19 protein-coding genes are annotated in these 24,645 nt (G+C 70.3%); 12 read left to right on the top strand and 7 right to left on the bottom strand.

The features are described 5' to 3' along the window. Window positions 1-299: 299 nt before the first annotated feature. Window positions 300-956 (bottom strand): MBL fold metallo-hydrolase, encoded by a 657-nt coding sequence (locus P2Q00_RS08560; protein WP_275771124.1) that lies wholly within the window; start codon window positions 954-956, stop codon window positions 300-302. A gap of 56 nt (window positions 957-1,012) precedes the next feature. Beyond that, on the bottom strand, window positions 1,013-1,699 hold the full coding sequence (locus P2Q00_RS08555) for a maleylpyruvate isomerase family mycothiol-dependent enzyme (RefSeq protein WP_275771122.1): 687 nt from the start codon (window positions 1,697-1,699) through the stop codon (window positions 1,013-1,015). 229 nt (window positions 1,700-1,928) lie between these two features. Between P2Q00_RS08555 and uvrA the strand changes: the two genes are divergently transcribed. Next, on the top strand, window positions 1,929-4,958 hold the full coding sequence (uvrA, locus tag P2Q00_RS08550; protein ID WP_275771120.1) for an excinuclease ABC subunit UvrA: 3,030 nt from the start codon (window positions 1,929-1,931) through the stop codon (window positions 4,956-4,958). A 137-nt stretch (window positions 4,959-5,095) separates the two neighbouring features. Here the strand turns inward: uvrA and P2Q00_RS08545 are convergent, their stop codons facing one another. From P2Q00_RS08545 to P2Q00_RS08530, 4 genes are all read right to left on the bottom strand, one after another. Further along, window positions 5,096-6,031: a carbohydrate kinase family protein gene (locus tag P2Q00_RS08545; RefSeq protein WP_275771119.1), complete on the bottom strand. Its 936-nt coding sequence runs from the start codon at window positions 6,029-6,031 to the stop codon at window positions 5,096-5,098. After that, window positions 6,028-7,140, bottom strand: coding sequence for a LacI family DNA-binding transcriptional regulator (locus P2Q00_RS08540; protein WP_275771117.1), 1,113 nt, complete (start codon window positions 7,138-7,140; stop codon window positions 6,028-6,030). The genes P2Q00_RS08545 and P2Q00_RS08540 overlap by 4 nt, the downstream gene beginning before the upstream one ends. Before the next feature lie 158 nt (window positions 7,141-7,298). Then, window positions 7,299-8,255, bottom strand: a complete 957-nt coding sequence (locus tag P2Q00_RS08535; RefSeq protein WP_275771116.1) for a hypothetical protein — start codon at window positions 8,253-8,255, stop codon at window positions 7,299-7,301. Between the two features lie 211 nt (window positions 8,256-8,466). Next, window positions 8,467-8,841, bottom strand: coding sequence for a response regulator (locus P2Q00_RS08530; RefSeq protein ID WP_275771115.1), 375 nt, complete (start codon window positions 8,839-8,841; stop codon window positions 8,467-8,469). A gap of 205 nt (window positions 8,842-9,046) precedes the next feature. Here P2Q00_RS08530 and P2Q00_RS08525 point away from each other — a divergent pair, with 205 nt between their 5' ends. Genes P2Q00_RS08525 through P2Q00_RS08510 form a run of 4 tightly spaced genes read left to right on the top strand, consistent with a single transcriptional unit; the run spans window position 9,047 to window position 13,767 of the window. Beyond that, window positions 9,047-10,429, top strand: coding sequence for an ABC transporter substrate-binding protein (locus tag P2Q00_RS08525; protein WP_275771112.1), 1,383 nt, complete (start codon window positions 9,047-9,049; stop codon window positions 10,427-10,429). Between the two features lie 60 nt (window positions 10,430-10,489). Next, window positions 10,490-10,738, top strand: coding sequence for a hypothetical protein (locus P2Q00_RS08520; RefSeq protein WP_275771110.1), 249 nt, complete (start codon window positions 10,490-10,492; stop codon window positions 10,736-10,738). After that, the gene (locus tag P2Q00_RS08515; protein WP_275771109.1) at window positions 10,735-10,953 is read left to right on the top strand and encodes a hypothetical protein; all 219 of its coding nucleotides are present in this window, start codon (window positions 10,735-10,737) and stop codon (window positions 10,951-10,953) included. The genes P2Q00_RS08520 and P2Q00_RS08515 overlap by 4 nt, the downstream gene beginning before the upstream one ends. A 9-nt stretch (window positions 10,954-10,962) precedes the next feature. After that, a complete protein-coding gene (locus P2Q00_RS08510; RefSeq protein ID WP_425579531.1) occupies window positions 10,963-13,767 on the top strand; it encodes a PAS domain S-box protein in 2,805 nt (934 codons plus the stop codon). 325 nt (window positions 13,768-14,092) lie between these two features. Here P2Q00_RS08510 and P2Q00_RS08505 read toward each other — a convergent pair whose 3' ends face one another. Beyond that, window positions 14,093-14,329: a hypothetical protein gene (locus P2Q00_RS08505; protein WP_275771108.1), complete on the bottom strand. Its 237-nt coding sequence runs from the start codon at window positions 14,327-14,329 to the stop codon at window positions 14,093-14,095. A 124-nt stretch (window positions 14,330-14,453) separates the two neighbouring features. On the opposite strand from P2Q00_RS08505, the gene P2Q00_RS08500 reads away from it, so the two are divergent. The 7 genes from P2Q00_RS08500 to gap all read left to right on the top strand — a co-directional run bounded on the left by P2Q00_RS08500 (window position 14,454) and on the right by gap (window position 24,564). Next, window positions 14,454-15,128, top strand: coding sequence for a response regulator transcription factor (locus P2Q00_RS08500; RefSeq protein ID WP_275771107.1), 675 nt, complete (start codon window positions 14,454-14,456; stop codon window positions 15,126-15,128). Window positions 15,129-15,192: 64 nt separating this feature from the next. Further along, window positions 15,193-17,223: an excinuclease ABC subunit UvrC gene (gene uvrC, locus P2Q00_RS08495; RefSeq protein WP_275771105.1), complete on the top strand. Its 2,031-nt coding sequence runs from the start codon at window positions 15,193-15,195 to the stop codon at window positions 17,221-17,223. After that, window positions 17,220-18,176: an RNase adapter RapZ gene (gene rapZ / locus P2Q00_RS08490; RefSeq protein WP_275771104.1), complete on the top strand. Its 957-nt coding sequence runs from the start codon at window positions 17,220-17,222 to the stop codon at window positions 18,174-18,176. The genes uvrC and rapZ overlap by 4 nt, the downstream gene beginning before the upstream one ends. Beyond that, complete coding sequence (locus P2Q00_RS08485) at window positions 18,173-19,240, top strand: gluconeogenesis factor YvcK family protein (protein WP_275771103.1); 1,068 nt, start codon at window positions 18,173-18,175, stop codon at window positions 19,238-19,240. The genes rapZ and P2Q00_RS08485 overlap by 4 nt, the downstream gene beginning before the upstream one ends. Further along, a complete protein-coding gene (gene whiA / locus P2Q00_RS08480; protein ID WP_242774651.1) occupies window positions 19,231-20,220 on the top strand; it encodes a DNA-binding protein WhiA in 990 nt (329 codons plus the stop codon). Before P2Q00_RS08485 ends, whiA begins: the two co-directional genes overlap by 10 nt. Before the next feature lie 150 nt (window positions 20,221-20,370). Then, a complete protein-coding gene (locus tag P2Q00_RS08475) occupies window positions 20,371-23,325 on the top strand; it encodes a M14 family metallopeptidase (RefSeq protein ID WP_275771097.1) in 2,955 nt (984 codons plus the stop codon). A 228-nt stretch (window positions 23,326-23,553) separates the two neighbouring features. Next, the gene (gene gap / locus P2Q00_RS08470; RefSeq protein ID WP_057618359.1) at window positions 23,554-24,564 is read left to right on the top strand and encodes a type I glyceraldehyde-3-phosphate dehydrogenase; all 1,011 of its coding nucleotides are present in this window, start codon (window positions 23,554-23,556) and stop codon (window positions 24,562-24,564) included. Window positions 24,565-24,645 lie beyond the last annotated feature (81 nt).

Raw genomic sequence — 24,645 nt, 5'->3', positions numbered from 1 at the left:
GCGGGGAGCGCGCGCATGACTCCGGCTCGTGTGAATGGTTCACACGGGGCACGTATGTGCAAGTCGGCGCGGGCGGGCGGGCAGTTCACGCCGGAGCGGGCGCCGAGGGCACAGTGCGCGGCCTTTCACGTCATGACCTGTGCGTGCCGTCACGATGTGACGCATCTGCCGCTCTGCGCGCTGTAGGGCATGACTCCCATGGGTCATGGGCCCGTCCTTCAGAGGCGGCAAGCGGGCCGAGGCGTACAGGGGCGGTCAGGTTCCACGACCTGACCGCCCCTGTGTGCCGTTCGGCGTTCTCACCACCCGCGCGCGTGCCACTCCGGCAGCTGCGGCCGCTCCGCGCCCAGGGTCGTGTCGTTGCCGTGTCCCGGGTAGACCCAGGTCTCGTCCGGGAGCACGTCGAAGATCTTCGTCTCGACGTCGTGGATCAGACTGGCGAACGCCTTCGGGTCCTTACGGGTGTTGCCGACACCCCCGGGGAAGAGGCAGTCCCCCGTGAAGACATGGGGATGCCCGTGCGGGTCGTCGTAGACGAGGGCGATCGAGCCGGGTGTGTGTCCGACCAGGTGGCGCGCGGTGAGTTCCACGCGCCCCACTCGGACGGTGTCGCCGTCGTCGACGAGGACGTCGGTCGGCACGGGGATGCCGACGGCGTCCTCCCGGCCCGCATACGTGCGGGCGCCCGTGGCCGTGACGACCTGGGCGAGCGCCTGCCAGTGGTCGCCGTGCTGATGCGTGGTGACGACGGAGGCGATGCCGTCGTCACCGATCATGCCGAGCAGCGTGTCCGCGTCGTTGGCCGCGTCGATCAGCAACTGCTCATCGGTGGCCCGGCAGCGCAGCAGATAGGCGTTGTTGTCCATCGGGCCGACCGCGATCTTGGTGATCATCAGGTCCTTCAGCTCGTGCACATCCGCCGGGCCGCCGACCGTCACCTGTCCGCTGTACGTCATGGCGGCCAGCCTATAGCGGGGGAGTGCGCCCGAAGCCCCCGCCATGGGCCGCGCGGTCACAACGGGGGAAGCGCCGGCAGTGAGCCGCCCTCCACGGTCAGACCGGAGCCGTCGCGGCGCCCGGCCAGCCAGCCGAGCAGCTTGGACGCGGGGCCCGAGACCTTGACCTCCGGTTCCGTCGTCTCCCGACCCGTCCGCCACGCGCGCGTACCGTCCGTCAGCCGCGTGGGGGGCACATCGGGGTGCCCGGAGAAGCGCTCGGCGAGGAAGCCGGTCTCCCGCTCGGAGAACTCCGCCGGCAGATCCTCCAGCTCGTACCCGATGCCGAGGTCCACGTGGTGCAGCTCCACCTCGCCCCATCGCCGGAACGGCACCCCGGACGCCGAGTCGGTGACCCCGTTTCGCAGCTCCACCGTGCGCGACCAGTCGGCCGGCGCGGCTCCCGTCTGCTGGAAGCGGGCCGCGCTGTCGCGCAGGTCGGTGAGCTGGACATCGAGCGGGCGCGGGGCGTCCCGCTCGATGTCGGCGTCGCGGGCCTCCCCGGACGGATACATGGGACGGCCCTCCAGGACGTTCACGAGAGCGTCCGCATTGCGGGCGAGGTGGGCGAGGACGTGGCCGCGGGTCCAGCCGGGGAGCCGTGACGGCTCGGCGACCGACGCGTTGTCCAGCTTGGCGACTGCGGTGAGCAGCCGGTCCGTTGCGTCACGTACTGACGCCAGGTCATGACCGTGATCAATCATGGTGCTGACCCTAGCCCTGCCACACCTTTGGGTGAAGGTGGTGAAGCCGTGCCGTAAATCGAATGCGCGTGCTATATGGTCGGGTGCGGCGTCGGGCATGCTGGATGGCCGGGGATTGTTATGCAACCCGGGAATCCGACCGGCGTTGTCAGTGGCTCCCCCTAGTCTGAGAAAGCACGGGGGCCTCGCCCCTGTCACTCCTCTCAAGCCAAGAAAGGTGCGGACCGGCGTGGCCGACCGTCTCATCGTCCGTGGCGCGCGCGAGCACAACCTCAAGAATGTCTCGCTCGACCTGCCACGCGACTCGCTCATCGTCTTCACGGGCCTGTCGGGGTCGGGCAAGTCCTCGCTGGCCTTCGACACCATCTTCGCCGAGGGGCAGCGGCGCTACGTGGAGTCGCTCTCCTCGTACGCCCGCCAGTTCCTCGGCCAGATGGACAAGCCGGACGTCGACTTCATCGAAGGTCTCTCCCCGGCCGTCTCCATCGACCAGAAGTCGACCTCGCGCAACCCGCGCTCGACGGTCGGCACCATCACCGAGGTCTACGACTACCTGCGTCTGCTCTTCGCGCGCATCGGCAAGCCGCACTGCCCGGAGTGCGGCCGCCCGATCTCGCGCCAGTCGCCGCAGGCCATCGTCGACAAGGTCCTGGAGCTGCCGGAGGGGAGCCGCTTCCAGGTGCTGTCGCCGCTGGTGCGCGAGCGCAAGGGAGAGTTCGTCGATCTCTTCGCCGATCTCCAGACCAAGGGCTACTCACGCGCGCGTGTGGACGGCGAGACCATTCAGCTCTCCAACCCGCCCACGCTGAAGAAGCAGGAGAAGCACACCATCGAGGTGGTCGTCGACCGTCTCACGGTGAAGGACTCCGCCAAGCGCCGCCTCACCGACTCCGTGGAGACCGCCCTCGGCCTCTCCGGCGGCATGGTCGTGCTCGACTTCGTCGACCTCCCCGAGGACGACCCCGAGCGCGAGCGCATGTACTCGGAGCACCTGTACTGCACGTACGACGACCTGTCCTTCGAGGAGCTGGAGCCGCGCTCCTTCTCCTTCAACTCGCCCTTCGGCGCCTGCCCCGACTGCACCGGCATCGGTACGCGCATGGAGGTCGACCCCGAGCTGATCGTCCCGGACGAGGACAAGTCCCTCGACGAGGGCGCCATCCACCCCTGGTCGCACGGCCACACCAAGGACTACTTCGGCCGCCTGCTCGGCGCCCTGGCGGACGCGCTGGGATTCCGGACGGACATCCCCTTCGCGGGCCTCCCGCAGCGCGCCAAGAAGGCACTCCTCTACGGCCACAAGACGCAGATCGAGGTCCGCTACCGCAACAGGTACGGCCGCGAGCGCGTGTACACGACGCCCTTCGAGGGTGCCGTCCCCTTCGTCAAGCGCCGGCACAGCGAGGCCGAGAGCGACGCCAGCCGCGAGCGCTTCGAGGGCTATATGCGCGAGGTGCCCTGCCCCACCTGTGAGGGCACCCGCCTGAAGCCGATCGTCCTCGCCGTCACGATCATGGGGAAGTCGATCGCCGAGGTCTCCGGCATGTCCATCAGCGACTGCGCCGAATTCCTGGGCGAGCTGAAGCTCAACGCCCGCGACAAGAAGATCGCCGAGCGCGTGCTGAAGGAGGTCAACGAGCGGCTGCGGTTCCTGGTCGACGTCGGCCTGGACTACCTCTCGCTGAACCGCGCGGCCGGCACGCTCTCCGGCGGCGAGGCCCAGCGCATCCGCCTGGCCACCCAGATCGGCTCCGGCCTCGTCGGTGTTCTCTACGTTCTCGACGAGCCGTCCATCGGCCTGCACCAGCGCGACAACCACCGGCTCATCGAGACCCTGGTGCGGCTGCGCGACATGGGCAACACGCTCATCGTCGTCGAGCACGACGAGGACACCATCAAGGTCGCCGACTGGGTCGTCGACATCGGCCCCGGCGCTGGCGAGCACGGCGGCAAGGTCGTGCACAGCGGCTCCCTGAAGGAGCTGCTCACCAACGCCGAGTCCATGACGGGTCAGTACCTGGCCGGCAAGAAGTCGATCCCGCTGCCCGACATCCGGCGCCCGCAGGACCCGTCCCGCAGGCTCACGGTGCACGGCGCCCGTGAGAACAACCTCCAGGACATCGACGTCTCCTTCCCGCTGGGTGTGTTCACGGCCGTCACGGGCGTGTCCGGCTCCGGCAAGTCGACGCTGGTCAACGACATCCTGTACACGCACCTGGCCCGCGAACTGAACGGCGCGAGGAGCGTTCCGGGACGGCACACACGCGTGGACGGCGACGACCTCGTTGACAAGGTCGTGCACGTCGACCAGTCGCCCATCGGCCGCACCCCGCGGTCCAACCCGGCGACGTACACCGGCGTCTTTGACCACGTCCGCAAGCTGTTCGCCGAGACCACCGAGGCGAAGGTCCGGGGCTATATGCCCGGCCGCTTCTCCTTCAACGTCAAGGGCGGCCGCTGCGAGAACTGCGCGGGCGACGGCACGATCAAGATCGAGATGAACTTCCTCCCGGACGTGTACGTCCCGTGCGAGGTCTGCCACGGCGCCCGCTACAACCGGGAGACCCTGGAGGTCCACTACAAAGGCAAGTCCATCGCCGACGTCCTGAACATGCCGATCGAGGAGGCCACGGAGTTCTTCGAGGCCGTCCCCGCGATCGCCCGCCACCTGAACACCCTGAAGGACGTCGGCCTCGGCTACGTCCGGCTCGGCCAGTCCGCGACCACCCTGTCCGGCGGCGAGGCACAGCGCGTCAAGCTCGCCAGCGAGCTGCAGCGCCGCTCCACCGGGCGCACGGTCTACGTCCTGGACGAGCCGACCACCGGTCTGCACTTCGAGGACATCAGCAAGCTGCTGAGGGTGCTGTCCGGCCTGGTCGACAAGGGCAACACGGTCATCGTCATCGAGCACAACCTCGACGTGATCAAGACCGCCGACTGGATCGTCGACATGGGCCCCGAGGGCGGCGCCGGCGGCGGACTCGTCGTCGCCGAGGGCACGCCGGAGGAGGTCGCCGGAATCCCGGCGAGCCACACCGGCAAGTTCCTGCGGGAGATCCTCGGCGCCGACCGGATCAGCGACGCGGCCCCCGTGAAGGCCCCGCGCAGGACGGCGGCCAAGAAGACGGTCGCGGCCAAGTCGACGGCGAAGAAGACGGCGACGGCCAGGACCGCCAACAGCACGGCCACGAAGAAGGCGGCCGGTGCCACGAAGAAGGCGGCACCCGCGAAGAAAACGACGCGGGCGCGGAAGGCCTGAGGCCCACGAGCAAGGAGCCTCGACAAATCCGGAAAAGTTCGGCGCCCCACGGGAACTCCCCGTGGGGCGCCGCTCGTTGCAGGAACAGCCGCCTGATCCCTGCGGCTACGACGGTCCTTGACTCCTGAACAGTGCAATCAGCGAAGGAAGCCGAACGCCTCCTCCGGGTCCCCGAGTTCGGAGGCGTACGGCGGCTCTGCGCCCGCCCGGGAGCAGGTGATCGCGGCTGCCCGCGCCGCGAATCGCAGCAGCCTGGTCCAGCCGTCGGCGCCCAGTCCCAGGAGCGCCTCGCAGGACAGGGCGTCCTGGGCGGCCAGACCGTGCAGGAGAGCCGCGTTGACCGTGTCGCCGGCGCCGATCGTGTCGACGACGTCGACCTTCTCGCCCGGCACGGGGTGCACGGCCCCGCCCCGGGTGAAGGCGGAGAGCCCGTCGCCGCCATGGGTGATCACGACCGCCGCGGGTCCGGCGGCCAGCCACTCCCGCGGGGAGCCGCCCAGCCAGAGGGCGTCCTCCTCGGAGAGCTTGAGCAGCGACACCGAGGGCAGCCAGCTCCAAAAGCGCTCCCGGTAGGCGTCCGCATCGGGGATCAGGCCCGTCCGGATGTTGGGGTCGAGAGCGGTGAAGACGCCCTGTGCGGCCGCGGTCCGCAGCAGAGTCTCATAGGCGGTCGCGCCGGGCTCCAGGACGAGCGAGCAGGTGCCGAAGGACACGGCGCGCGTCTCGGCGGGGAGCGCGTCGGGTGCCGCGAACAGCCGGTCTGCGGTCCCCTCGACGTAGAAGGAGTAGGCGGCCGATCCGTTTCCGTCGATCGTGGCGACCGCGAGGGTGGTCGGCTCCGCTCCGCGCTGCACGGCCGAGACGTCCACGCCCGCTCCCCGTAGCCCGTCGAGCAGCGCCTCGCCGAAGGCGTCGCGCGAGGTGCGGGAGCAGAACGCCGTGGGGGAGCCGAGGCGGCCGAGGGCCACGGCCGTGTTGTACGGGCCGCCGCCGAGCGCCGGCTTCAGGCCCGCGAGGGCACCCGTGCCCTGCGGTACCAGGTCGATCAGAGCCTCACCGGCGACGACGATCACGAGTCGGTTCCTTTCTCGAACTTCCCGAACTTCTCGGGCTTCTCATACTTCTCGAACTTCCCGGGTTGTTCGGGGTGTTCGGGCGGTACCGGTCCCTCCGGGCAGCCACACGAGGTCCGGTGGACGAAGGTGCAGGGGAGCCGCAGGGTGCGGGTGGGGCGGTCCGGGGAGGCGAGGCGTTCCAGGAGCACCCGGACCGCCTGCGCGCCGATCTCCCTGCTGGGCTGGGCGACGGCGGTCAGCCGGGGTGAGAACAGGTCCGCCCAGGCGAAGTCGTCGAAGCAGCACAGAGCCATGTCCTCGGGCACGGACAGGCCACGCTCGCGCAGGGCGCGCAGGGCACCGATGGTCATCGCGTTGTTCGCGGTGACGAGTGCGGTGGGCGGTGCAGCGAGGGAGAGAAGAGCCGCCGTGGCGCGCTCGGCACCGGCGGCCTCGGAATCGCCGTGCACCTGGAGGCGTTCGTCGTGAGGGAGCCCGGAGGCGGCGAGGCCGTGGCGGTATCCGGCGATGCGTTCGCGGGTGGTGCTGAGCCCGGGCCGGCCTGCGACCAGGGCGATCCGGCGGTGGCCGAGCTCGGCGAGATGGGTGACCAGCCGGGCGGTCGGTTCGGCACTCTCCGCGCAGACCTGGTCGTAGGCGGGGGTGCCATCGGCCGGGGCGTCCACGAGCCGGTCGAGGAAGACGGCCGGCACGCCGTGGCGGCCGAGGTAGGCGACGAGCTCGCGCGGGTTGGAGGAGGGGGCGACGATCATGCCGTCGACCCGGCGTTCGTGCAGGAGTTGCACGACCTTGCGCTCGTGCTCCGGGTCGTCGTGCGGATCGGCGATGAGCAGGCTGTAGCCGTGTTCCAGGGCACCGGCCTCGACGCCCTGGAGGATCTCCGTGAAGTACGGGTTGCTGATCGCCGACACCGCGAGCCCGATGGAGCGGGTGCGCGAGGTCACCAGGGAGCGGGCGAGGGTGTTCGGGGTGTAGCCGAGCAGGTCGACGGCGTCCAGGACCGCCTGGCGGGTGTGGGGAAGGACGGGCCGGGTGCCGTTCAGGACGTGCGAGACGGTCGCCACGGAGACCCCGGCGCTTCGAGCGACGTCGGCCATGGTCGCCATGGCGTTACCCTCCCTGGCCCGGGCCCCTCCGACGGCGGGGCGTGCCTTCCGGCCGGGACGCTATCCCATTCCCTGCCGGACGTAAACGCTTGCGCAAACGTTTACGTCCAGTGACCGGGAAGATGTGCACCGTTCCGGTCGGCCGCTCGGGGCAGGGCTCACTCCCAGTCCCACCCGATGCCCACGATCCCCGTCCGCACCCGGGGCTCGACCAGGTGGACCGAGCGGTGACGGCCGCTGAGGGGCAGTTCCTGGCGGCCGCTGCGCGGGGCCGCCGGCGAGTGCTGGGCGAAGCGGTGACAGCGGGACGGCAGGGCCTGCTCGTCGAAGCGCACCTGGAGCGCGTACTGCCCGCCGGCCGGCCCGAAGCCCCGGATGTACTCGCGGGAGACACCGGCGGTGCCGTCCTCGACGCCGTAGCGGAAGAGGAAGGTGTCCCCGGCCCGCAGTCGGGTGTCGAAGAGGAGCTCGGCCACGAGCACGCCGGTGTCGTGGTGCACGCGCACGCGTCCCGTGCGGCAGTTCTCCAGCGCATGCACCCGCATGCGTTCCGGCGCGCACCCCGGATCGCCGTGGTGGACGGCCACGAAGCGGTCGACGCCGTCCTTGTGGGCGCGCACTATGTGCTGGGACTCGCGCCCCGCCAGTTCACGGTGCGCGCCGATCCGCACCCGCTCGTGGTGCCCCAGGGTGTGGAGCCCGCCGTCCAGGGGCGAGCCCAGTTCGGCCAGCAGCCGATCCAGGACGCCCGACGCCTCCACCAGGGAGCGGTAGGAACGGCCCGAGGGCCGCCCCGCGCACGAGGGTTCGTCGGTCTCGGCGAGCAGCCGGATCAGGGACTCCTCCGGCAGCTGGAGGATCTCCTCCAGCGCCCGTACGGCTCGCAGGGACTCGGGGCGCTGCGGGCGTCGGGCGCCCTGCTGCCAGTAACTCAGGCTTGTGACGCCCACCTTGACCCCGTAGCGCGACAGATGGTGCTGCACGCGCTGCAGCGGCAGTCCGCGGGCGGCGATCGCGGCACGCAGTGCGACGTGGAAGGGGCCGCCCCGCAGGGCCGAGTCCAGTTCCGCGGTCGCGACGGCGGCGACGTCCGCGTGCTGTGTGGCGTGCGGCATGCAGGGGCCTTTCTGTGAATGCTCGCTACGGCTGGTCGGGCCGGGTTTGCGCTTGTCGTCGGGGCCACCCCGTCGGCGTCGGGGGGTCTTCACATCCGTACGCCGTCGTTCCCGGTCCCGAGTTCCCCCGCATTGAAGCGTGTTGACCTAGTCCCGACAACACCTGAGACCCAACAGCGGCGTACTCCTGGCCGAGACGCGATCACCGGCCTCAAGTCGGCGCGGTGGTCCCGTCGTTGCCGAGCACCTCCCTGATCGCCCGTGCGGACAGGTCGGACTTGTGCACGAAGCCTCGGGCGGGGCTGCGGGCAACGAGTTCCTGGAAGTCCTCCAGGGAGTGCGTGGAGATCAGGATGATGACGGAGGAGACACGGTCGGCCAGTTCCACCGCGACGTCGAAACCGCTCTCGCCGTCGAGGTCGAGGTCCACCAGGACGACGTCCGGGGCGAGTTCCGCCGCACGCGCGAGAGCTTCCGCACCCGTCGAGGCCATGCCGACGATGAGTATCCCGTCGCGCTCGAGCAGGGTGCGTGCGGCCTCCATGAACCGGATGCTGTCATCGACCAGAAGACAGCGCATGGACATGCAGACAGGGTGTCAATGGGCAGGTGATTGCGCTTTCCGGCTACCCGGAAAGAGTCGTTGCGCGGGCTACCGGTCAGCTGGAATGTGCTGAAGTCCTGTGCCGGATCGGCCGGTTCGCGCTCACCCAGCGCAGCGGCATGTCACGGGCGGTAGCATGAGGCCGCCCTGGGGAGGCCGCTGGAGTCCGGTCGAGTGGGGGTGCCCGATGAAGGCGTCGCTCAGCAACTTCGGAATCCGTCGAAGGTGCCGCGTCCTGGTCTCCGGACTGCTGGGGATCGCACTGCTGCTGGCCGGGTGCAGCGATGGCGATGGCGGCGACAGCAAGGCGAAGACCGCGCGCAGCGACACGACCTGTGACGGAGAGATCAAGGGCACCGCACACATCACGGTGTGGTTCCACTCCGAGCAGAGCAGCGAGATCGGCACACTGCGCAGCCAGGTCGAGGAGTTCAACCAGGCACAGAAACAGGTCCGGGTCGAACTGGTCCCCCTCCCGGGACGCCGGCCCTACCGCGAGCTGGTGAACTCCGCCGCGGCCAGCGGTGACCTGCCCGACCTCCTCGACTTCGACGGACCGAACCTCTACAGCTACGCCTGGTCAGGCAGGCTCAGGCCGATCGAGTCCTGCGTGCCGAACAGCCTCCGGCGCGATCTGCTGCCCTCGATCCGCCGGCAGGGCACATACGCGGGACGGCTGTGGGGTGTGGGCACCTTCGACTCCGGAATGGGTCTGTTTGTGCGCAAGTCCGTTCTGCGCAAGGCTCATATCCGCATCCCCGAAAGCGCCGCGGACGCCTGGAGCGCCGACGAGTTCACCGGCATCCTGCACAAGCTGCGCAAGCAGGGCCACCGGACACCGCTCGACCTCTACCTCTACTCCACGAAGCCCGGCGACGAGTGGCCCACGTACGGCTTCGCACCCGCCGTCTGGTCGGCGGGCGGTGACCTCATCGACCCCGTGCACTACCGAACGGCCGACGGCTATCTCAACAGCCCCGCGTCCGTCAAAGCACTCACGACCCTCCAGAGCTGGGTCAAGGAGGGGCTTGTCGACCCGGGCAGGGACGACCGGGCATTCGTCGAGGGCCGCAGCGCCATTTCCTGGCTGGGACACTGGGTGTACGGCGAGTACACGAAGGCGTTTCCCGGCGACGTCGCGATCGTGCCGCTGCCCGACTTCGGGAAGGGCACCGTCACGGGGATGGGCTCCTGGCAGTGGGGCATCCCGGCCGGTGACGCCGACGGGGACGCGGTCTGGCGGTTCCTCGCCTTCCTGCTGAAGCCGGACGAGGTCCACCGGATGAGCGCGGCCAATGGCGCCATCCCGTCGACGAACAGCGCGGTGAAGCTCTCCCCGCAGTATGGCCCGCACGGCGCCGAGCACCTGTACATCGACCAGTTGCGCAGTGGCGTGGCTCGGCCGCGCCCGCAGACGCCCGCCTACCCGGCGATCACCGATGCCTTCTCCTGGGCCTTCCGGAAGATCGTGCTCGACCGGGCCCCGGTTGCGACCATCCTCGATCAGGCGGCCCGCCGTATCGACAAAGACCTGACAGCCCATGACGGTTACCCGCAGAAGGGATCATGACCTCCGCCGCCACGACGCGCGCGGCCCGCACGAGGGCGAAGCCGCCTCATGAGCGTCTCGGTGAGCTTGCTGGACGGCGACTACGACGCCGGCGCCGGGCGGGGGCGCGCCGGGATCCGCGCCGCGGCCGCCTCCGGAGAGCTGCCGGACCTGCTCGACTTCGTCCGCGTCCCCGACGGCACCGAGGGTGCCTGGACCGCCGCCGAGTTGACGGGCATTCTGAGGAAGCTCCGCAAGCAGGGCCGCAAGACGCCGCTCGGCCTCGGGTCCCGGCCTTCCTCCCGAGCCCCGACGAGGTGGTGCGCATGACCGACGTCAGCGGCGCGATCCCGGCGACCAGAACCGCGATCGACCTTACGGAGCAGTTCGCCGAGGCGGGCCCCGAGCGGCGGTACGGCGAACAAGTGCAGAGCGGCCCCGGCCGGTCCCGGACGCGCAGCCCCGCCCACACGGCGATCGGCGCCCGCGAGGACGTCGACAAGGACCTCGCCCACCATCGGTACTACCCGCCCACCGGCCCCTGAAGACCGGCCATGCGCCGCTCCCCGCGCGCGGAACGCCTCTCGCACGGCAGACGCCCGCCGTTCGGCCGGCAAAGGCCGACGGCGGCCAAGTCGCCTTCCCGGCGCGGCAACCGCACACCTTTCCTCGCCCGTCTGCGCGTCGGCCGCAAGCTGATGCTGCTGGTGCTGCTGCCGGTGACCGGGATGCTGGCGTTCACGGCCTTCAGCGCCATCGCCCAGGGGCAGGAGGCGCGGACACTGGGCCGCTTCCGCACGGCGACCGAGGTGTCGTTCGCGACCACCGAGGTCTCCGACGCCGTCGCGCGGGAGCGGATCGCCGCCGTACTGGCCAGGCTGCGCCCCGGACCGGTCACCCTGGCCGAACGGTCCACGGCCGAGCGGGCCACCGACCGCACGCTGGGGCGGGCCACCGACCGGGCCGCCTCCTGGCCGCAGTCCGACATCGTCGGCAAACTCGACGCCCTCGGCCGCCAACTCCACGCGACGCGCGTGCAGACGGGCACCGGCTCGCTGACCGCGGCGACGATCGCGCAGCAGTACCAGACCACCGAGGAGGACCTGCTCGACACCGTCGCCGCCCTCGAAGCCGGGCGCCCCACCAGGGCGGCGGGCCGCGCGGCCGACGCCCACATCGCGCTCCTGAAGGCCATCGAGGCCGCCGAACGGGAGCGTGCCGAGCTGGCCGTCCTGCTCGCCGCGCCCGCCGGCCGGAGACCCACCGTCGCCGTACGCTGGAGTGCGCTGGAGGAGGCCCAGCTGCGGGAGTTCCGGCAGAACACCTCCGACCGGCTGAGGGCCGAGCTGTACGCCACGCAGTTCGAGGCACCCGGCCGGGCCGTGCGCAAGGTCCGCGACACGCTCGCCGAGTCCGATCCCCGGGCCGCGCACTGGCCCTCGTACGACCGCTGGCTCGCCGACTCCAAGGCCCGCATCGAATCCCTGCGCGGCATCCAGGACCAGGCCGCGCGCGAACTCGCCGTGACGGCCGCGCACGATCTGGACAGCGCCAGGACCCGGGCGGTGCGCGACCTCGTCGGCTCCCTGACCGTCCTGGGCGTCGTCACCGTCCTGGCCCTCGCCCTGCGGCGCTCGATCACCCGGCCGCTGAGCGAGGTCTCCGCGGGCGCGCGGGCACTGTCGGACGGCGATCTGTCGTACGACATCCGGTACGCGGGCCGCGACGAACTCGGGGACGTGGCCGACACGTTCCGCGAACTGAGGGTGACCACTGAACGACTGGCGGCCGAGATCCGTTCCATGAACGCGGCGATCGACGACAACCGGCTCGGGCACCGGGCCGACGTCGCTTCCTTCGACGGCACCTGGGCGCAGCTGCTGGGCGGCATGAACGGCACCATGGCGTCCTTCGCGGCGGCGCACGGGCGGCGCAGGAAGGCCGAACACGAACTGGAGGGCATCTTCAACCTCTCCCTCGACCTGCTGTGCATCTCGGGCGTCGACGGCTACTTCAAGCGCGTCAACCCGGCCTTCGAACGCACCCTCGGATACCCGGCAGAAACGCTTCTGGCCAGGCCGTACATCGATTTCGTCCACGAGGAGGACCGGGCCGGCACCCTCTCAGCTCTCGAACGGCTGGCGAGCGGCGTCGAGTTGGCCGAGTTCGAGAACCGCTGTCTGCGCGAGGACGGCACCGAGTGCTGGCTCCAGTGGAGCGCCCGGCCGGTCCCCGAGGAGGGCCTCATCTACGCCGCCGCCCGCGATGTCACCGAAAGCCGCCGCACGGCCCGGGAACAGGCCGCACTGCGCCGGGTCGCGACCCTGGTGGCCCACGGCGCCCCGCCGTCCGAGGTGTTTGCGACGGTGGCGCAGGAGGTCGGGCAGCTGCTGAACACGACCGCGGCCGTCCTGCGGCACGAGCCCGACGGCAGCCGCACGGTCCTCGGGACCGCACAGGGGTTCCCGGAGGAGGTCGAGCGACGCACGCGTCAGGCGCGCCGTGAGGCGGGGCGCAGGGCGATGCAGGAGGCGGCCCGGACCCGGCGCGCGGCGGGCGTCGGCCGCTCCGTGGCAGCGCCGATCGTCGTCGAGGACCGGCTGTGGGGCTTCGTCGTCGCGGCCTCCCCGCTGGGGCCGCTGCCCGACGGGACCGAGTCGCGGCTGGGCGACTTCACCGAACTCGTCGCCACCGCCATCGCCAACGCCGACAGCCGTGCCCAGCTGACGGCTTCACGCGCGCGCGTGGTGGCCGCCGGGGACGCCTCCCGGCGTCGTATCGAGCGCGATCTGCACGACGGCGTCCAGCAGCGGCTCGTCGCACTCCAACTCGACCTGCGGCTGGCCGAGTCCATGGTCACCGACCCGACGTCCGAGCTCGCCGAGCAACTGGCCCATGTCAGCAAGGGCCTCGACGACGCCTTCCAGGACCTGTTGCAGGTGGCTCGCGGCATCCACCCGGCCATCCTCTCCAAGGGTGGCCTCGGCCCCGCCCTGCGTTCCCTGGCCCGCCGCTCCGCCGTCCCCGTGGAACTCGACCTCGGGCTGCCCGGGCCGCGACTGCCCGAGCGGCTGGAGGTGGCCGCGTACTACGTGACCTCCGAGTGCCTCACCAACGCCGTCAAACACGCGCACGCGCGCGTGGTGAGCGTCGAGGCCGCAATCCGCGACGACGCCCTGGAGCTGACCATCCGCGACGACGGTACGGGAGGCGCCGAGCCCGGCCGCGGCTCCGGCCTGATCGGGCTCATCGACCGGGTCGAGGCGATCGGCGGCAAGCTGGACGTCAGCAGCCCCCCGGGCGAGGGGACGACGCTGCACGTCCGGCTGCCGCTGAGCGGGCCCTCGACGGACGTGTGACCGCCCGGGCGTACGCGGGGAGCAGTCCAGGACGGGGGGCCTTGGACTTCGGTGACGCTCGTGTACGTCCGGGCGGTCTGTCGGACGGAGAGGCAGCCGTCCGGCTCCAGGGGTTCCTCCGGCGGATCAGTTCGGCGCCGCGGGGTCTGGCACCCGCCGATGCTCCGCGTTGCCCGCCGCGGCAGCGGCTGACCGACACGGTTCGACCGTCTTGCAGCCGCACGCTCGACCACTGTCGGCTTGGCTCGAGCGGGGCCCCAGGACCCGTTCGGGTCGGACAGGACGTGCGCCGTCCTGCAGCCGGCCTGGTCCGCCGGACGGGCCCCTAGGGCCGGTCGATTCCGCCGTTCCGCCCCCGCTGCAGGCGCTTGGCGTGCACGATGTCGGCGTCCCTGGGGTCCAGGACGTCGCTCCACGCGTGCGTGCCGTCCTCGAAGCGGCGGGCGCGGGCCGGCCGCCGTCGTTTCTCGATCCGCGTCCGACGCATCCGCAGCCCTTCGACCCGCGACCAGCCGGCTCCGAGGCCCGGCCGGTCCGCCTTCATCTGCACTGCTACGAGCATCGCCCGCGAACGTCCCCATGTCGTCACGGCAGGCCCCCAATCCCGTTTCCGGCTAGCCGTAACCCCGAGGGTCGGGCAGGCTGTTGGGCGCGCACCGATCGGTCGGGCAAGGGGAGCCGGGGCCATGGACGACGCATCGCAGCAGCTCACGCGGGGACGGGTCGTCCTCGCCGACGACGACGTACTGCTCCGGGAGGGGCTGGCCAGCCTGTGCGAGCGGGTCGGGTACGACGTGGTGGGCCAGGCGGGTGACGCCGCACGTCTCCTGGAACTGGTCGCCGCCGAGCACCCCGACCTTGCGATCGTCGACATAAGAATGCCGCCGGACCACTCCACCGAGGGCCTCAAGGCAGCCCGTACGATCCGCGAGCTCCACCCCGCCACCGGCATCCTCGTCCTGTCGGCGTTCATCGAGGTCGAGGAGGCCCTGGAGCTGCTGGCGAGCGGTCGGAAGGTCGGCTATCTGCTCAAGAGCCGGGTCACGGTCGTCGACGAGTTCACCGAGGCCCTGGAGCGCATCCACCGGGGCGGCTCGGTCGTCGACCCCTCCCTGGTGCAGGAGCTGTTCTCCGCCCACCGCCGAGACGACCCCCTGTCCCACCTGAGCACCCGGGAGCGCGAGGTCCTGGCCCTGATGGCGGAGGGCCGCTCGAACGCGGGCATAGGCCGCAGACTGTGGGTCACCGAGGGCACCGTCGAGAAACACGTCCGCAGCATCCTCGGCAAACTCCACCTCACCGAGGACACCGACGACCACCGCCGTGTCCTGGCCGTTCTGACGTTCCTCGAGTCCCGGTAGCCCTCGCGACGGCGTTGTCCACAGGCCCGCCGCACTGTCAGCCCCCGCCAGTAGGGTGTGAGACATGGCCGATCCCTCCAGCTACCGCCCCAAGCCGGGACAGATCCCGGACTCTCCAGGGGTGTACAGGTTCCGTGACGAGCACCGCCGGGTGATCTACGTCGGAAAGGCGAAGAGCCTGCGCCAGCGCCTGGCGAACTACTTCCAGGACCTGGCGAACCTCCACCCCCGCACCCGGACGATGGTCACCACCGCCGCGTCCGTGGAGTGGACCGTGGTGTCCACGGAGGTCGAGGCCCTGCAGCTGGAGTACTCCTGGATCAAGGAGTTCGACCCCCGGTTCAACGTCAAGTACCGCGACGACAAGAGCTACCCGTACCTCGCGGTGACGATGAACGAGGAGTTCCCGCGGGTACAGGTGATGCGCGGTCAGAAGCGCAAGGGAGTGCGCTACTTCGGGCCGTACGGACACGCGTGGGCGATCCGCGACACCGTGGACCTGCTCCTGCGCGTCTTCCCGGTGCGCACCTGCTCGGCGGGCGTCTTCAAGAACGCCGCCCGCACCGGCCGCCCCTGTCTGCTCGGCTACATCGGCAAGTGCTCCGCCCCCTGCGTCGAGCGCGTCTCCGCCGAGGAACACCTGGAACTGGCCGAGGAGTTCTGCGACTTCATGGCAGGGCGTACGGGGACGTACATCCGCCGCCTGGAGAAGCAGATGACGCAGGCGGCCGAGGAGATGGAGTACGAGCGGGCGGCCCGCCTGCGCGACGACATCGAGGCCCTGAAGAAGGCCATGGAGAAGAACGCGGTCGTGCTCGCCGACGCGACCGACGCCGACCTGATCGCGGTCGCCGAGGACGAGCTGGAGGCCGCCGTCCAGATCTTCCACGTCCGCGGCGGACGCGTGCGCGGCCAGCGCGGCTGGGTCACCGACAAGGTCGAGGAGATCACCACCGGCGCCCTCGTCGAGCACGCCCTGCAGCAGCTCTACGGCGAGGAGAAGGGCGACTCCGTCCCCAAGGAGGTCCTCGTACCGGCCCTGCCCGACCCGGTCGAGCCCGTCCAGGAATGGCTCACCGAGCGCCGCGGCTCCGGGGTCTCGCTCCGCATCCCGCAGCGCGGCGACAAGAAGGCCCTGATGGAGACCGTGGAGCGCAACGCCCAGCAGGCGCTCGTGCTGCACAAGACCAAGCGTGCCTCCGACCTGACCACGCGCTCGCGTGCCCTGGAGGAGATCGCCGAGGCACTCGACCTGGACAGCGCCCCCCTCAGGATCGAGTGCTACGACATCTCGCACCTCCAGGGCGACGACGTCGTGGCCTCCATGGTCGTCTTCGAGGACGGCCTGCAGCGCAAGAGCGAGTACCGCCGCTTCCAGATCAAGGGTTTCGAGGGGCAGGATGACGTCCGCTCCATGCACGAGGTGATCACCCGCCGCTTCAAGCGGTACCTCGTGGAGAAGGAGAAGACGGGGGAGTGGGCCGACGGCGAGAACACCCTCACCGAGGAGGACGGCCGCCCCAAGAGGTTCGCCTACCCGCCCCAGCTCGTCGTCGTCGACGGCGGGCAGCCGCAGGTGGCGGCCGCCAAGAAGGCCCTCGACGAGCTGGGCATCGACGACGTCGCCGTGTGCGGCCTCGCCAAGCGCCTGGAGGAGGTGTGGCTGCCGGACGACGACGACCCGGTGGTCCTGCCCCGCACCAGCGAGGGCCTCTACCTGCTGCAGCGCGTCCGCGACGAGGCCCACCGCTTCGCGATCACCTACCAGCGCACGAAGCGGGCCAAGCGCTTCAGGTCGAGCCCCCTGGACGACGTGCCGGGACTCGGGGACACACGCAAGCAGGCACTGCTGAAACATTTCGGTTCGTTGAAGAAACTACGATCCGCCACCATCGACCAGATCTGCGAGGTCCCCGGCATAGGCCGCAAGACGGCCGAGACGATCGCCGTGGCCCTCGCCCAGGCGGCCCCGGCCGCGCCCGCCGTGAACACGGCGACTGGAGAGATCATGGAGGAGGAACCCGGAACAATGGGTTCCAGCGGGCAGCCCGTAACCATGGGCGCCCCGGACGAACGACGGGGGCAGGAGACATGAATGTGAACGAGCACGACGGGCAACAGAGCCAGGCCGGAGAAGAAGCACAGGTGAGTACGGGCAGCGACACGCCCGGGGCGGTGCCCGAGGCGGCCATCCCCGAGCTGGTGATCATCTCCGGCATGTCCGGTGCGGGCAGGTCGACGGCCGCCAAGTGTCTGGAGGACCTCGGCTGGTTCGTCGTCGACAACCTGCCGCCCGCGCTGATCCCCACCATGGTGGAGCTCGGCGCCCGCTCGCAGGGCAACGTGGCCAGGATCGCGGTCGTCGTCGACGTCCGCGGCCGCCGCTTCTTCGACAACCTCCGCGAGTCCCTCGCCGACCTTGAGGCCAAGCACGTCACCCGGCGGATCGTCTTCCTGGAGTCCTCCGACGACGCCCTGGTGCGCCGCTTCGAGTCGGTGCGCCGCCCGCACCCCCTGCAGGGCGACGGCCGCATCGTCGACGGCATCGCCGCCGAGCGCGAGCTGCTGCGCGAGCTGCGCGGCGACGCCGACCTGGTGATCGACACCTCCAGCCTGAACGTGCACGAGCTGCGCGCCAAGATGGACGCCCAGTTCGCAGGCGAGGAGGAGCCCGAGCTGCGGGCCACGGTCATGTCCTTCGGCTTCAAGTACGGCCTCCCGGTCGACGCCGACCTGGTCGCGGACATGCGCTTCCTGCCCAACCCGCACTGGGTCCCGGAGCTGCGCCCCTTCACCGGCCTCAACGAGGAGGTGTCGGCGTACGTCTTCAACCAGCCCGGTGCCAAGGAGTTCCTCGACCGCTATGCCGAGCTGCTCCGGCTCATCGCGGCCGGCTACCGCCGCGAGGGCAAGCGGTACGTGACCATCGCCATCGGCTGCACGGGCGGCAAGCACCGCTCGGTCGCCACGTCGGAGAAGCTCGCCGCGCGCCTTGCGGCCGAGGGTGTGGAGACGGTGGTCGTGCACCGGGACATGGGACGCGAATGACGGAACGTTCTTCGCGGCTGGGCAGGCTGCGCCGGGTGGTGCCCGAGTCACGCGTGGCCCGGCCCGTCGAGGCCCGCGGCGCCAGGCCGCGCCGCCGGGGCGCCCAGCCCAAGGTCGTGGCCCTCGGCGGCGGCATGGGCCTGTCCGCCTCGCTCGCCGCGCTGCGCCGGATCACCGGCGACCTCACCGCCGTCGTCACCGTGGCCGACGACGGCGGCTCCAGCGGGCGCCTCCGTGACGAGCTGGGCGTGCTGCCGCCCGGCGACCTGCGCAAGGCGCTGGCCGCGCTGTGCGGCGACGACGACTGGGGCCAGACCTGGGCCCGCGTCATCCAGCACCGCTTCCAGTCCAAGGGCGACCTGCACGAGCATGCGGTCGGCAACCTCCTGATCGTCGCCCTGTGGGAGCAGCTCGGCGACCACGTCCAGGCCCTCGACCTGGTCGGCAGGCTGCTCGGTGCGCACGGGCGCGTGCTGCCCATGTCCGCCGTCCCCCTGGAGCTGCAGGCCCTGGTCAAGGGACACGATCCGGACCGGCCCGAGGACGTCGACACGGTGCGGGGACAGGCGACTGTGGCGCTCACGCCGGGCGAGGTGCAGTCCGTGCACCTGGTGCCGCACGACCCGCCCGCCGTCCCCGAGGCCGTCGAGGCGGTCCTGGACGCCGACTGGGTCGTCCTCGGCCCGGGCTCCTGGTTCTCCTCGGTCATCCCGCACCTGCTCGTTCCCGAACTCCTGGACGCGCTCACGGAGACGAAGGCACGCCGGGTACTCTCGCTGAACCTCGCCCCGCAGCCCGGAGAAACCGAAGGCTTCTCCCCGCAGCGTCATTTGGAGGTTTTGGGACGACACGCCCCTAAACTCGCCCTGGACGTGGTGCTGGCCGACGAGGCCGCCGTGCCCGACCGCGACGTGCTCACCGAGGCCGCCAAGCGGTTCGGTGCCGCGGTCGAGCTGGCCCCGGTGGCCCGGAGGGACGGAAGTCCGCGGCACGACCCGGAGCTGCTGGCCGCCGCGTACGACCGTATTTTTCGGATGCATGGAAGGATCGGCCCATGGCGATGACGGCAGCGGTGAAGGACGAGATCTCCCGGCTCCCCGTCACCCGGACCTGCTGCAGAAAGGCGGAGGTCTCCGCCATTCTGCGGTTCGCCGGCGGCCTCCACCTGGTCAGCGGGCGCATCGTGATCGAAGCGGAGCTGGACACCGCGATGGCGGCCCGGCGCCTGAAGCGGGACATCCTGGAGATCTTCGGCCACAGCTCCGAACTGATCGTGATGGCGCCGGGCGGGCTGCGCCGCGGCTCGCGTTACGTGGTGCGCGTGGTCGCCGGCGGCGACCAGCTGGCCCGCCAGACCGGCCTGGTGGACGGCCGCGGCCGCCCGATCCGCGGCCTGCCGCCGCAGGTGGTCTCGGGGGCCACCTGCGACGCCGAGGCCGCCTGGCGTGGGGCCTTTCTGGCGCACGGTTCGCTGACCGAGCCCGGTCGCTCGTCGTCCCTGGAGGTGACCTGCCCGGGACCGGAGGCCGCGCTCGCCCTGGTCGGTGCCGCCCGCCGTCTGTCGATCGCCGCGAAGGCCCGCGAGGTGCGCGGCGTGGACCGCGTGGTCGTCCGCGACGGCGACGCGATCGGCGCCCTGCTCACCCGTCTCGGCGCGCACGAGTCGGTGCTCGCCTGGGAGGAGCGCCGGATGCGCCGCGAGGTGCGCGCGACGGCGAACCGTCTCGCCAACTTCGACGACGCCAACCTGCGCCGCTCCGCGCGCGCAGCCGTCGCCGCCGGCGCCCGTGTCCAGCGCGCGCTGGAGATCCTCGCCGACGAGGTGCCCGAGCATCTTGCGGCCGCCGGGCGTCTGCGCATGGAGCACAAGCAGGCCTCGCTGGAGGAGCTGGGCGCGCTCGCCGACCCGCCGCTGACCAAGGACGCCGTCGCCGGCCGTATCCGCCGTCTGCTGGCCATGGCCGACAAGCGCGCCTCCGACCTCGGCATCCCGGGCACGGAGTCCAGCATCACCGAGGAGATGGCCGACAACCTCGTCGGCTGACCCCGGGCGGTCCAACACGCCGGTGCCGAAGCCCATTTGGGCCGTAGGCACCGGCGTTTCTGTGTCTTTGCGGCGCCCTTGACTCGGCTGTGAAGTGGCATGAGCCTGGCAACAATTCGTCGCCGTGACGAAGGATTGCTAGGGGGGTTCATGAGACACAGAGCGAGATCGATCCTCGCTGTCGGCGCGCTCCTGCTCGGCGGAGCGAGCCTCGCGCCCATCGCCCAGGCGCAGAACGGAAGTTCGCAGGGATCAGACCCCAATGAGGTCAACGTCTACCGCGCCGACGTCACTGCCAAGCAGGTACCCCTGCTGCTGGCGGCCGGGCAGGACGGCCAGGAACTCGGCGAGCAGGTCCCGGAGAAGGGCACGGCCTCGGTCGAGGTCTACCTCACCGGCCAACAGGCTCACAAGCTGGAGAAGCAGGGCGTCGACCTGACCGAGCACACGCTTTCGGCCAGGGCCGTGAAGCGCGTGGACGCCGCCGCCCAGGGCGTGTTCCGCCCGTACAGCGGAAGCGGCGGCCTCAAAGAGGAGATCGTCCGGACCGGGCAGGAGAACCCCGACCTCACCAAGGTCGTCTCCATCGGCAAGACCGTCAACGGCCAGGACATTCTCGCGCTCAAACTGACCAAGGGCGCGAAGAAGTCCAAGGACGGCTCGAAACCCTCCGTCCTCTACCTGTCCAACCAGCACGCGCGCGAGTGGATCACGCCGGAGATGACCCGCCGGCTGATGCACTACTACCTGGACCACTACAAGACGGACAAACGCATCAGGAAGATCGTCGACTCCACCGAGCTGTGGTTCGTGATCTCGGCCAACCCGGACGGCTACGACTACACCTTCAAGAACTCCGACACCCGTCTGTGGCGCAAGAACCTGCGTGACGTCAACGGCGACGGTGTCATCACCACCGGCGACGGAGTCGACCTCAACCGCAACTTCCCCTACAAGTGGGGCTACGACGACGAGGGTTCGTCCCCCAACCCCACCAGCGAGACCTATCGCGGCGCGAGCCCGGCCTCGGAGCCCGAGACCAAGGCGCTGGACGCCTTCGAGAAGCGCATCGGCTTCAGCTACGCCATCAACTACCACTCGGCCGCCGAACTCCTGCTCTACGGCGTCGGCTGGCAGGTGGCCACCCCGACGCCCGACGACGTGATCTACAAGGCCCTCGCCGGTTCGCCGGACCACTCCGCGATACCCGGCTACCGACCGCAGGTCTCCTCCGAGCTGTACACCACCAACGGCGAGGCGGACGGACACGCGGCGAACGTCAACGGCATGTCGATGTTCACCCCCGAGATGTCGACCTGCCAGACCGCGTCGAACATCGACCCCACCGACCAGTGGAACGCGGCCGACTGCCAGTCCGTCTTCAACTTCCCGGACGACGAGAAGCTGATCCAGCAGGAGTTCGAGAAGAACATCCCGTTCGCGCTGTCGGTCGCCGAGACCGCCCCGCACCCCGACACACCGTCCTCCTCGCTCGGCCTGACCGCCGCCGACTTCACCCCGGCGAAGTTCGCCACTTCGTACGCGCGCGGCGCCGCCCAGGAGGTCTCCGTCGTCGTACGCAAGTCCGTGCGCGACAAGGAGCTCAAGTACCGCGTGAACGGCGGCCGTACCGAGGACAGGGAGCTCAAGGCCTGGAAGGGCGGCGAGACCTACGGCGGTGACGACAACCTGCACTTCGACGAGTACCGGGCCAAGGTCAAGGGCGGCGACCCGGGCGACAAGGTCGAGGTGTGGTTCACCGGCAGGACCAAGGGCGGCAAGAAGGTCTCCAGCGAGCACTTCACGTACACCGTCGCCCAGCTGCCCAAGGCCGACACGCTCGTCGTCGCCGAGGAGGGGGCGGCCGCCACACAGGCGCAGACATACGTGGACGCGCTGAAGGCCAACGGCCGCAAGGCGGTCGTCTGGGACGTCGCCACCCAGGGCGCGCCCGACGCACTCGGCGTGTTGAAGCACTTCAGGACGGTCGTCCACTACACCGGCGCGAGCGTCCCCGGCAACGCCACCCAGCTGCAGCTGCGCGCCTATCTCAACGAGGGCGGCAAGCTGATCGAGGCGGGCGAGCAGGCCGGCGGCACCGTCGACCTCGGCGGGGGCACTCTGTCGAACGACTTCAGCCAGTACTACCTGGGCGCCTATTCGCGTACGTCGACCCCCGGGGCCACCGGCTTCACCGGTTCCGGCCGGCTCGACGGCTTCAGCGGGGCGCTCGGGGCCGCCACCGGCAACCCGCTCGACAAGGCGGGCACCTACGGCGTCACCTCCGACTCGCTGCCCGCCGACAAGTACCCGCAGTTCGCGAGCGCGGGCGCGGGCCAGTTCGCCGGGACCGTCAACCCGTACGGGCCGTATGCCGGCTCCTACATGGCGGCCGCCGTCCACACCGACGACGCCTACAAGCGCCTCACCCGCACCGTGAACCTCACCGGGTTCAGCGCGGCCGACAAGCCCACCCTGCGCAGCCAGATGCTGTGGGACACCGAGCCCGGCTACGACCATGTGATCGTCGAGGCCCACACCACGGGCGCCGACGACTGGACGACGCTGCCCGAGGCGGGCGGCGCGACCAGCAAGGCCGTACCGAGCGACTGCGAGGCGGGCTTCCTGGTGAACGAGCACCCGTGGCTCAAGCACTACCTCACCTTCGCCCCCAGCGGCTGCACCGCGACCGGCACCAGCGGCTCCTGGAACAGCCTCACCGGCGCCTCCAACGGCTGGCAGCAGGTCAACTACGACCTGAGCGCCTACGCCGGCAAGTCCGTCGAGGTCTCGATCAGCTACGTCACCGACCCGGGCACCGGCGGCCACGGAGTCCTCGCCGACGACGCCTCGCTCGTCGTCGGCGGCACGCCGACGCAGACCGAGGGCTTCGAGACGTCGCTCGGCGCCTGGAGCGTGTCCGGACCGCCCGCGGGCAGCCCGGCCGTCCTCAAGGACTGGGCGCGCACCGGAGCGCTGTTCAAGACATATGGAGCGATCACCACCGACCGCACCGTGCTGCTGGGCTTCGGCCTGGAGCACGTCACCGCGGCGGCGGACCGCAACGCCCTGGTGAAGAAGGCGCTCGCGGTCCTCGAAGGGTGAACCACCTGGTCAACGATGACTAGCTCTCCGTAGTCAAAAAGAGTGATCAGATCTTTCGGCCCGGGCGGTCCGTACCCCTACTGGTGGGTACGGACCGCCTGCCCGTGTATGGGGCATCTCGATGTCACTGCGGGGCCCACAGGGAGGTAGGGTCGGGGGTGGTCGGGGACATCCCAAACAGAGCTCGCCGGCACCGCATGGCCGGCGTACCAACGAGGAGATCGGTTCGTGACGATCCGCGTAGGCATCAACGGCTTCGGTCGTATCGGTCGCAACTACTTCCGCGCACTGCTGGAGCAGGGTGCAGACATCGAGATCGTGGCTGTCAACGACCTGGGTGACACCGCGACCACCGCCCACCTGCTCAAGTACGACACCATCCTGGGCCGCCTCAAGGCCGAGGTGTCGCACACCGCCGACACGATCACCGTCGACGGTCACACCATCAAGGTCCTGTCCGAGCGCAACCCCGCCGACATCCCGTGGGGCGAGCTGGGCGTCGACATCGTCGTCGAGTCGACCGGCATCTTCACGAAGAAGGCCGACGCCGAGAAGCACATCGCCGGCGGCGCCAAGAAGGTCCTCATCTCGGCTCCGGCCAAGGACGAGGACATCACCATCGTGATGGGCGTCAACCAGGACAAGTACGACGCGGCGAACCACCACGTCATCTCCAACGCCTCCTGCACCACCAACTGTGTGGCGCCGATGGCAAAGGTCCTCGACGAGAACTTCGGCATCGTCAAGGGCCTGATGACGACGGTCCACGCGTACACCAATGACCAGCGCATCCTGGACTTCCCGCACTCGGACCTGCGCCGCGCCCGCGCCGCCGCCGAGAACATCATCCCGACCACGACGGGTGCCGCGAAGGCCACCGCCCTGGTCCTCCCGCAGCTCAAGGGCAAGCTGGACGGCATCGCCATGCGCGTCCCGGTCCCGACCGGTTCGGCCACCGACCTGGTCGTGACGCTGCAGCGCGAGGTCACCAAGGACGAGGTCAACGCCGCGTTCAAGAAGGCCTCAGAGGACGGCGATCTCAAGGGCTACCTGTCGTACACCGAGGACCCGATCGTCTCCTCGGACATCGTCAGCGACCCGGCCTCCTGCACCTTCGACTCCTCCCTGACCATGGTCCAGGAGGGCAACTCGGTGAAGATCCTCGGCTGGTACGACAACGAGTGGGGCTACTCCAACCGCCTCGTCGACCTGACGGTCTTCGTCGGCAACCAGCTCTGATCGACAGAGCAGGCACTTCGATGTGAATGCAGGGCTCGGGCAGCGCAGGGACGCGCCGTCCGGGCCCTGACTCACGTACAG

Source organism: Streptomyces coacervatus, from assembly GCF_029223485.1.
GTDB classification, from domain to species: domain Bacteria; phylum Actinomycetota; class Actinomycetes; order Streptomycetales; family Streptomycetaceae; genus Streptomyces; species Streptomyces coacervatus.
The sequence above is the reverse complement of the archived record's forward strand: the minus strand, read 5'-3'. Positions and strand labels throughout refer to the sequence as shown.

Bases quoted from the DNA above. Each gene is read 5' to 3' on its own strand.
- P2Q00_RS08505 (WP_275771108.1), bottom strand. From the start codon at position 14,329: ATGCTCGTAGCAGTGCAGATGAAGGCGGACCGGCCGGGCCTCGGAGCC.
- uvrC (WP_275771105.1), top strand. From the start codon at position 15,193: ATGGCCGATCCCTCCAGCTACCGCCCCAAGCCGGGACAGATCCCGGAC.
- P2Q00_RS08500 (WP_275771107.1), top strand. From the start codon at position 14,454: ATGGACGACGCATCGCAGCAGCTCACGCGGGGACGGGTCGTCCTCGCC.
- P2Q00_RS08540 (WP_275771117.1), bottom strand. From the start codon at position 7,140: ATGGCGACCATGGCCGACGTCGCTCGAAGCGCCGGGGTCTCCGTGGCG.
- rapZ (WP_275771104.1), top strand. From the start codon at position 17,220: ATGAATGTGAACGAGCACGACGGGCAACAGAGCCAGGCCGGAGAAGAA.
- P2Q00_RS08525 (WP_275771112.1), top strand. From the start codon at position 9,047: ATGAAGGCGTCGCTCAGCAACTTCGGAATCCGTCGAAGGTGCCGCGTC.
- P2Q00_RS08555 (WP_275771122.1), bottom strand. From the start codon at position 1,699: ATGATTGATCACGGTCATGACCTGGCGTCAGTACGTGACGCAACGGAC.
- P2Q00_RS08535 (WP_275771116.1), bottom strand. From the start codon at position 8,255: ATGCCGCACGCCACACAGCACGCGGACGTCGCCGCCGTCGCGACCGCG.
- P2Q00_RS08485 (WP_275771103.1), top strand. From the start codon at position 18,173: ATGACGGAACGTTCTTCGCGGCTGGGCAGGCTGCGCCGGGTGGTGCCC.
- P2Q00_RS08515 (WP_275771109.1), top strand. From the start codon at position 10,735: ATGACCGACGTCAGCGGCGCGATCCCGGCGACCAGAACCGCGATCGAC.
- P2Q00_RS08530 (WP_275771115.1), bottom strand. From the start codon at position 8,841: ATGTCCATGCGCTGTCTTCTGGTCGATGACAGCATCCGGTTCATGGAG.
- whiA (WP_242774651.1), top strand. From the start codon at position 19,231: ATGGCGATGACGGCAGCGGTGAAGGACGAGATCTCCCGGCTCCCCGTC.
- P2Q00_RS08475 (WP_275771097.1), top strand. From the start codon at position 20,371: ATGAGACACAGAGCGAGATCGATCCTCGCTGTCGGCGCGCTCCTGCTC.
- P2Q00_RS08510 (WP_425579531.1), top strand. From the start codon at position 10,963: ATGCGCCGCTCCCCGCGCGCGGAACGCCTCTCGCACGGCAGACGCCCG.
- P2Q00_RS08560 (WP_275771124.1), bottom strand. From the start codon at position 956: ATGACGTACAGCGGACAGGTGACGGTCGGCGGCCCGGCGGATGTGCAC.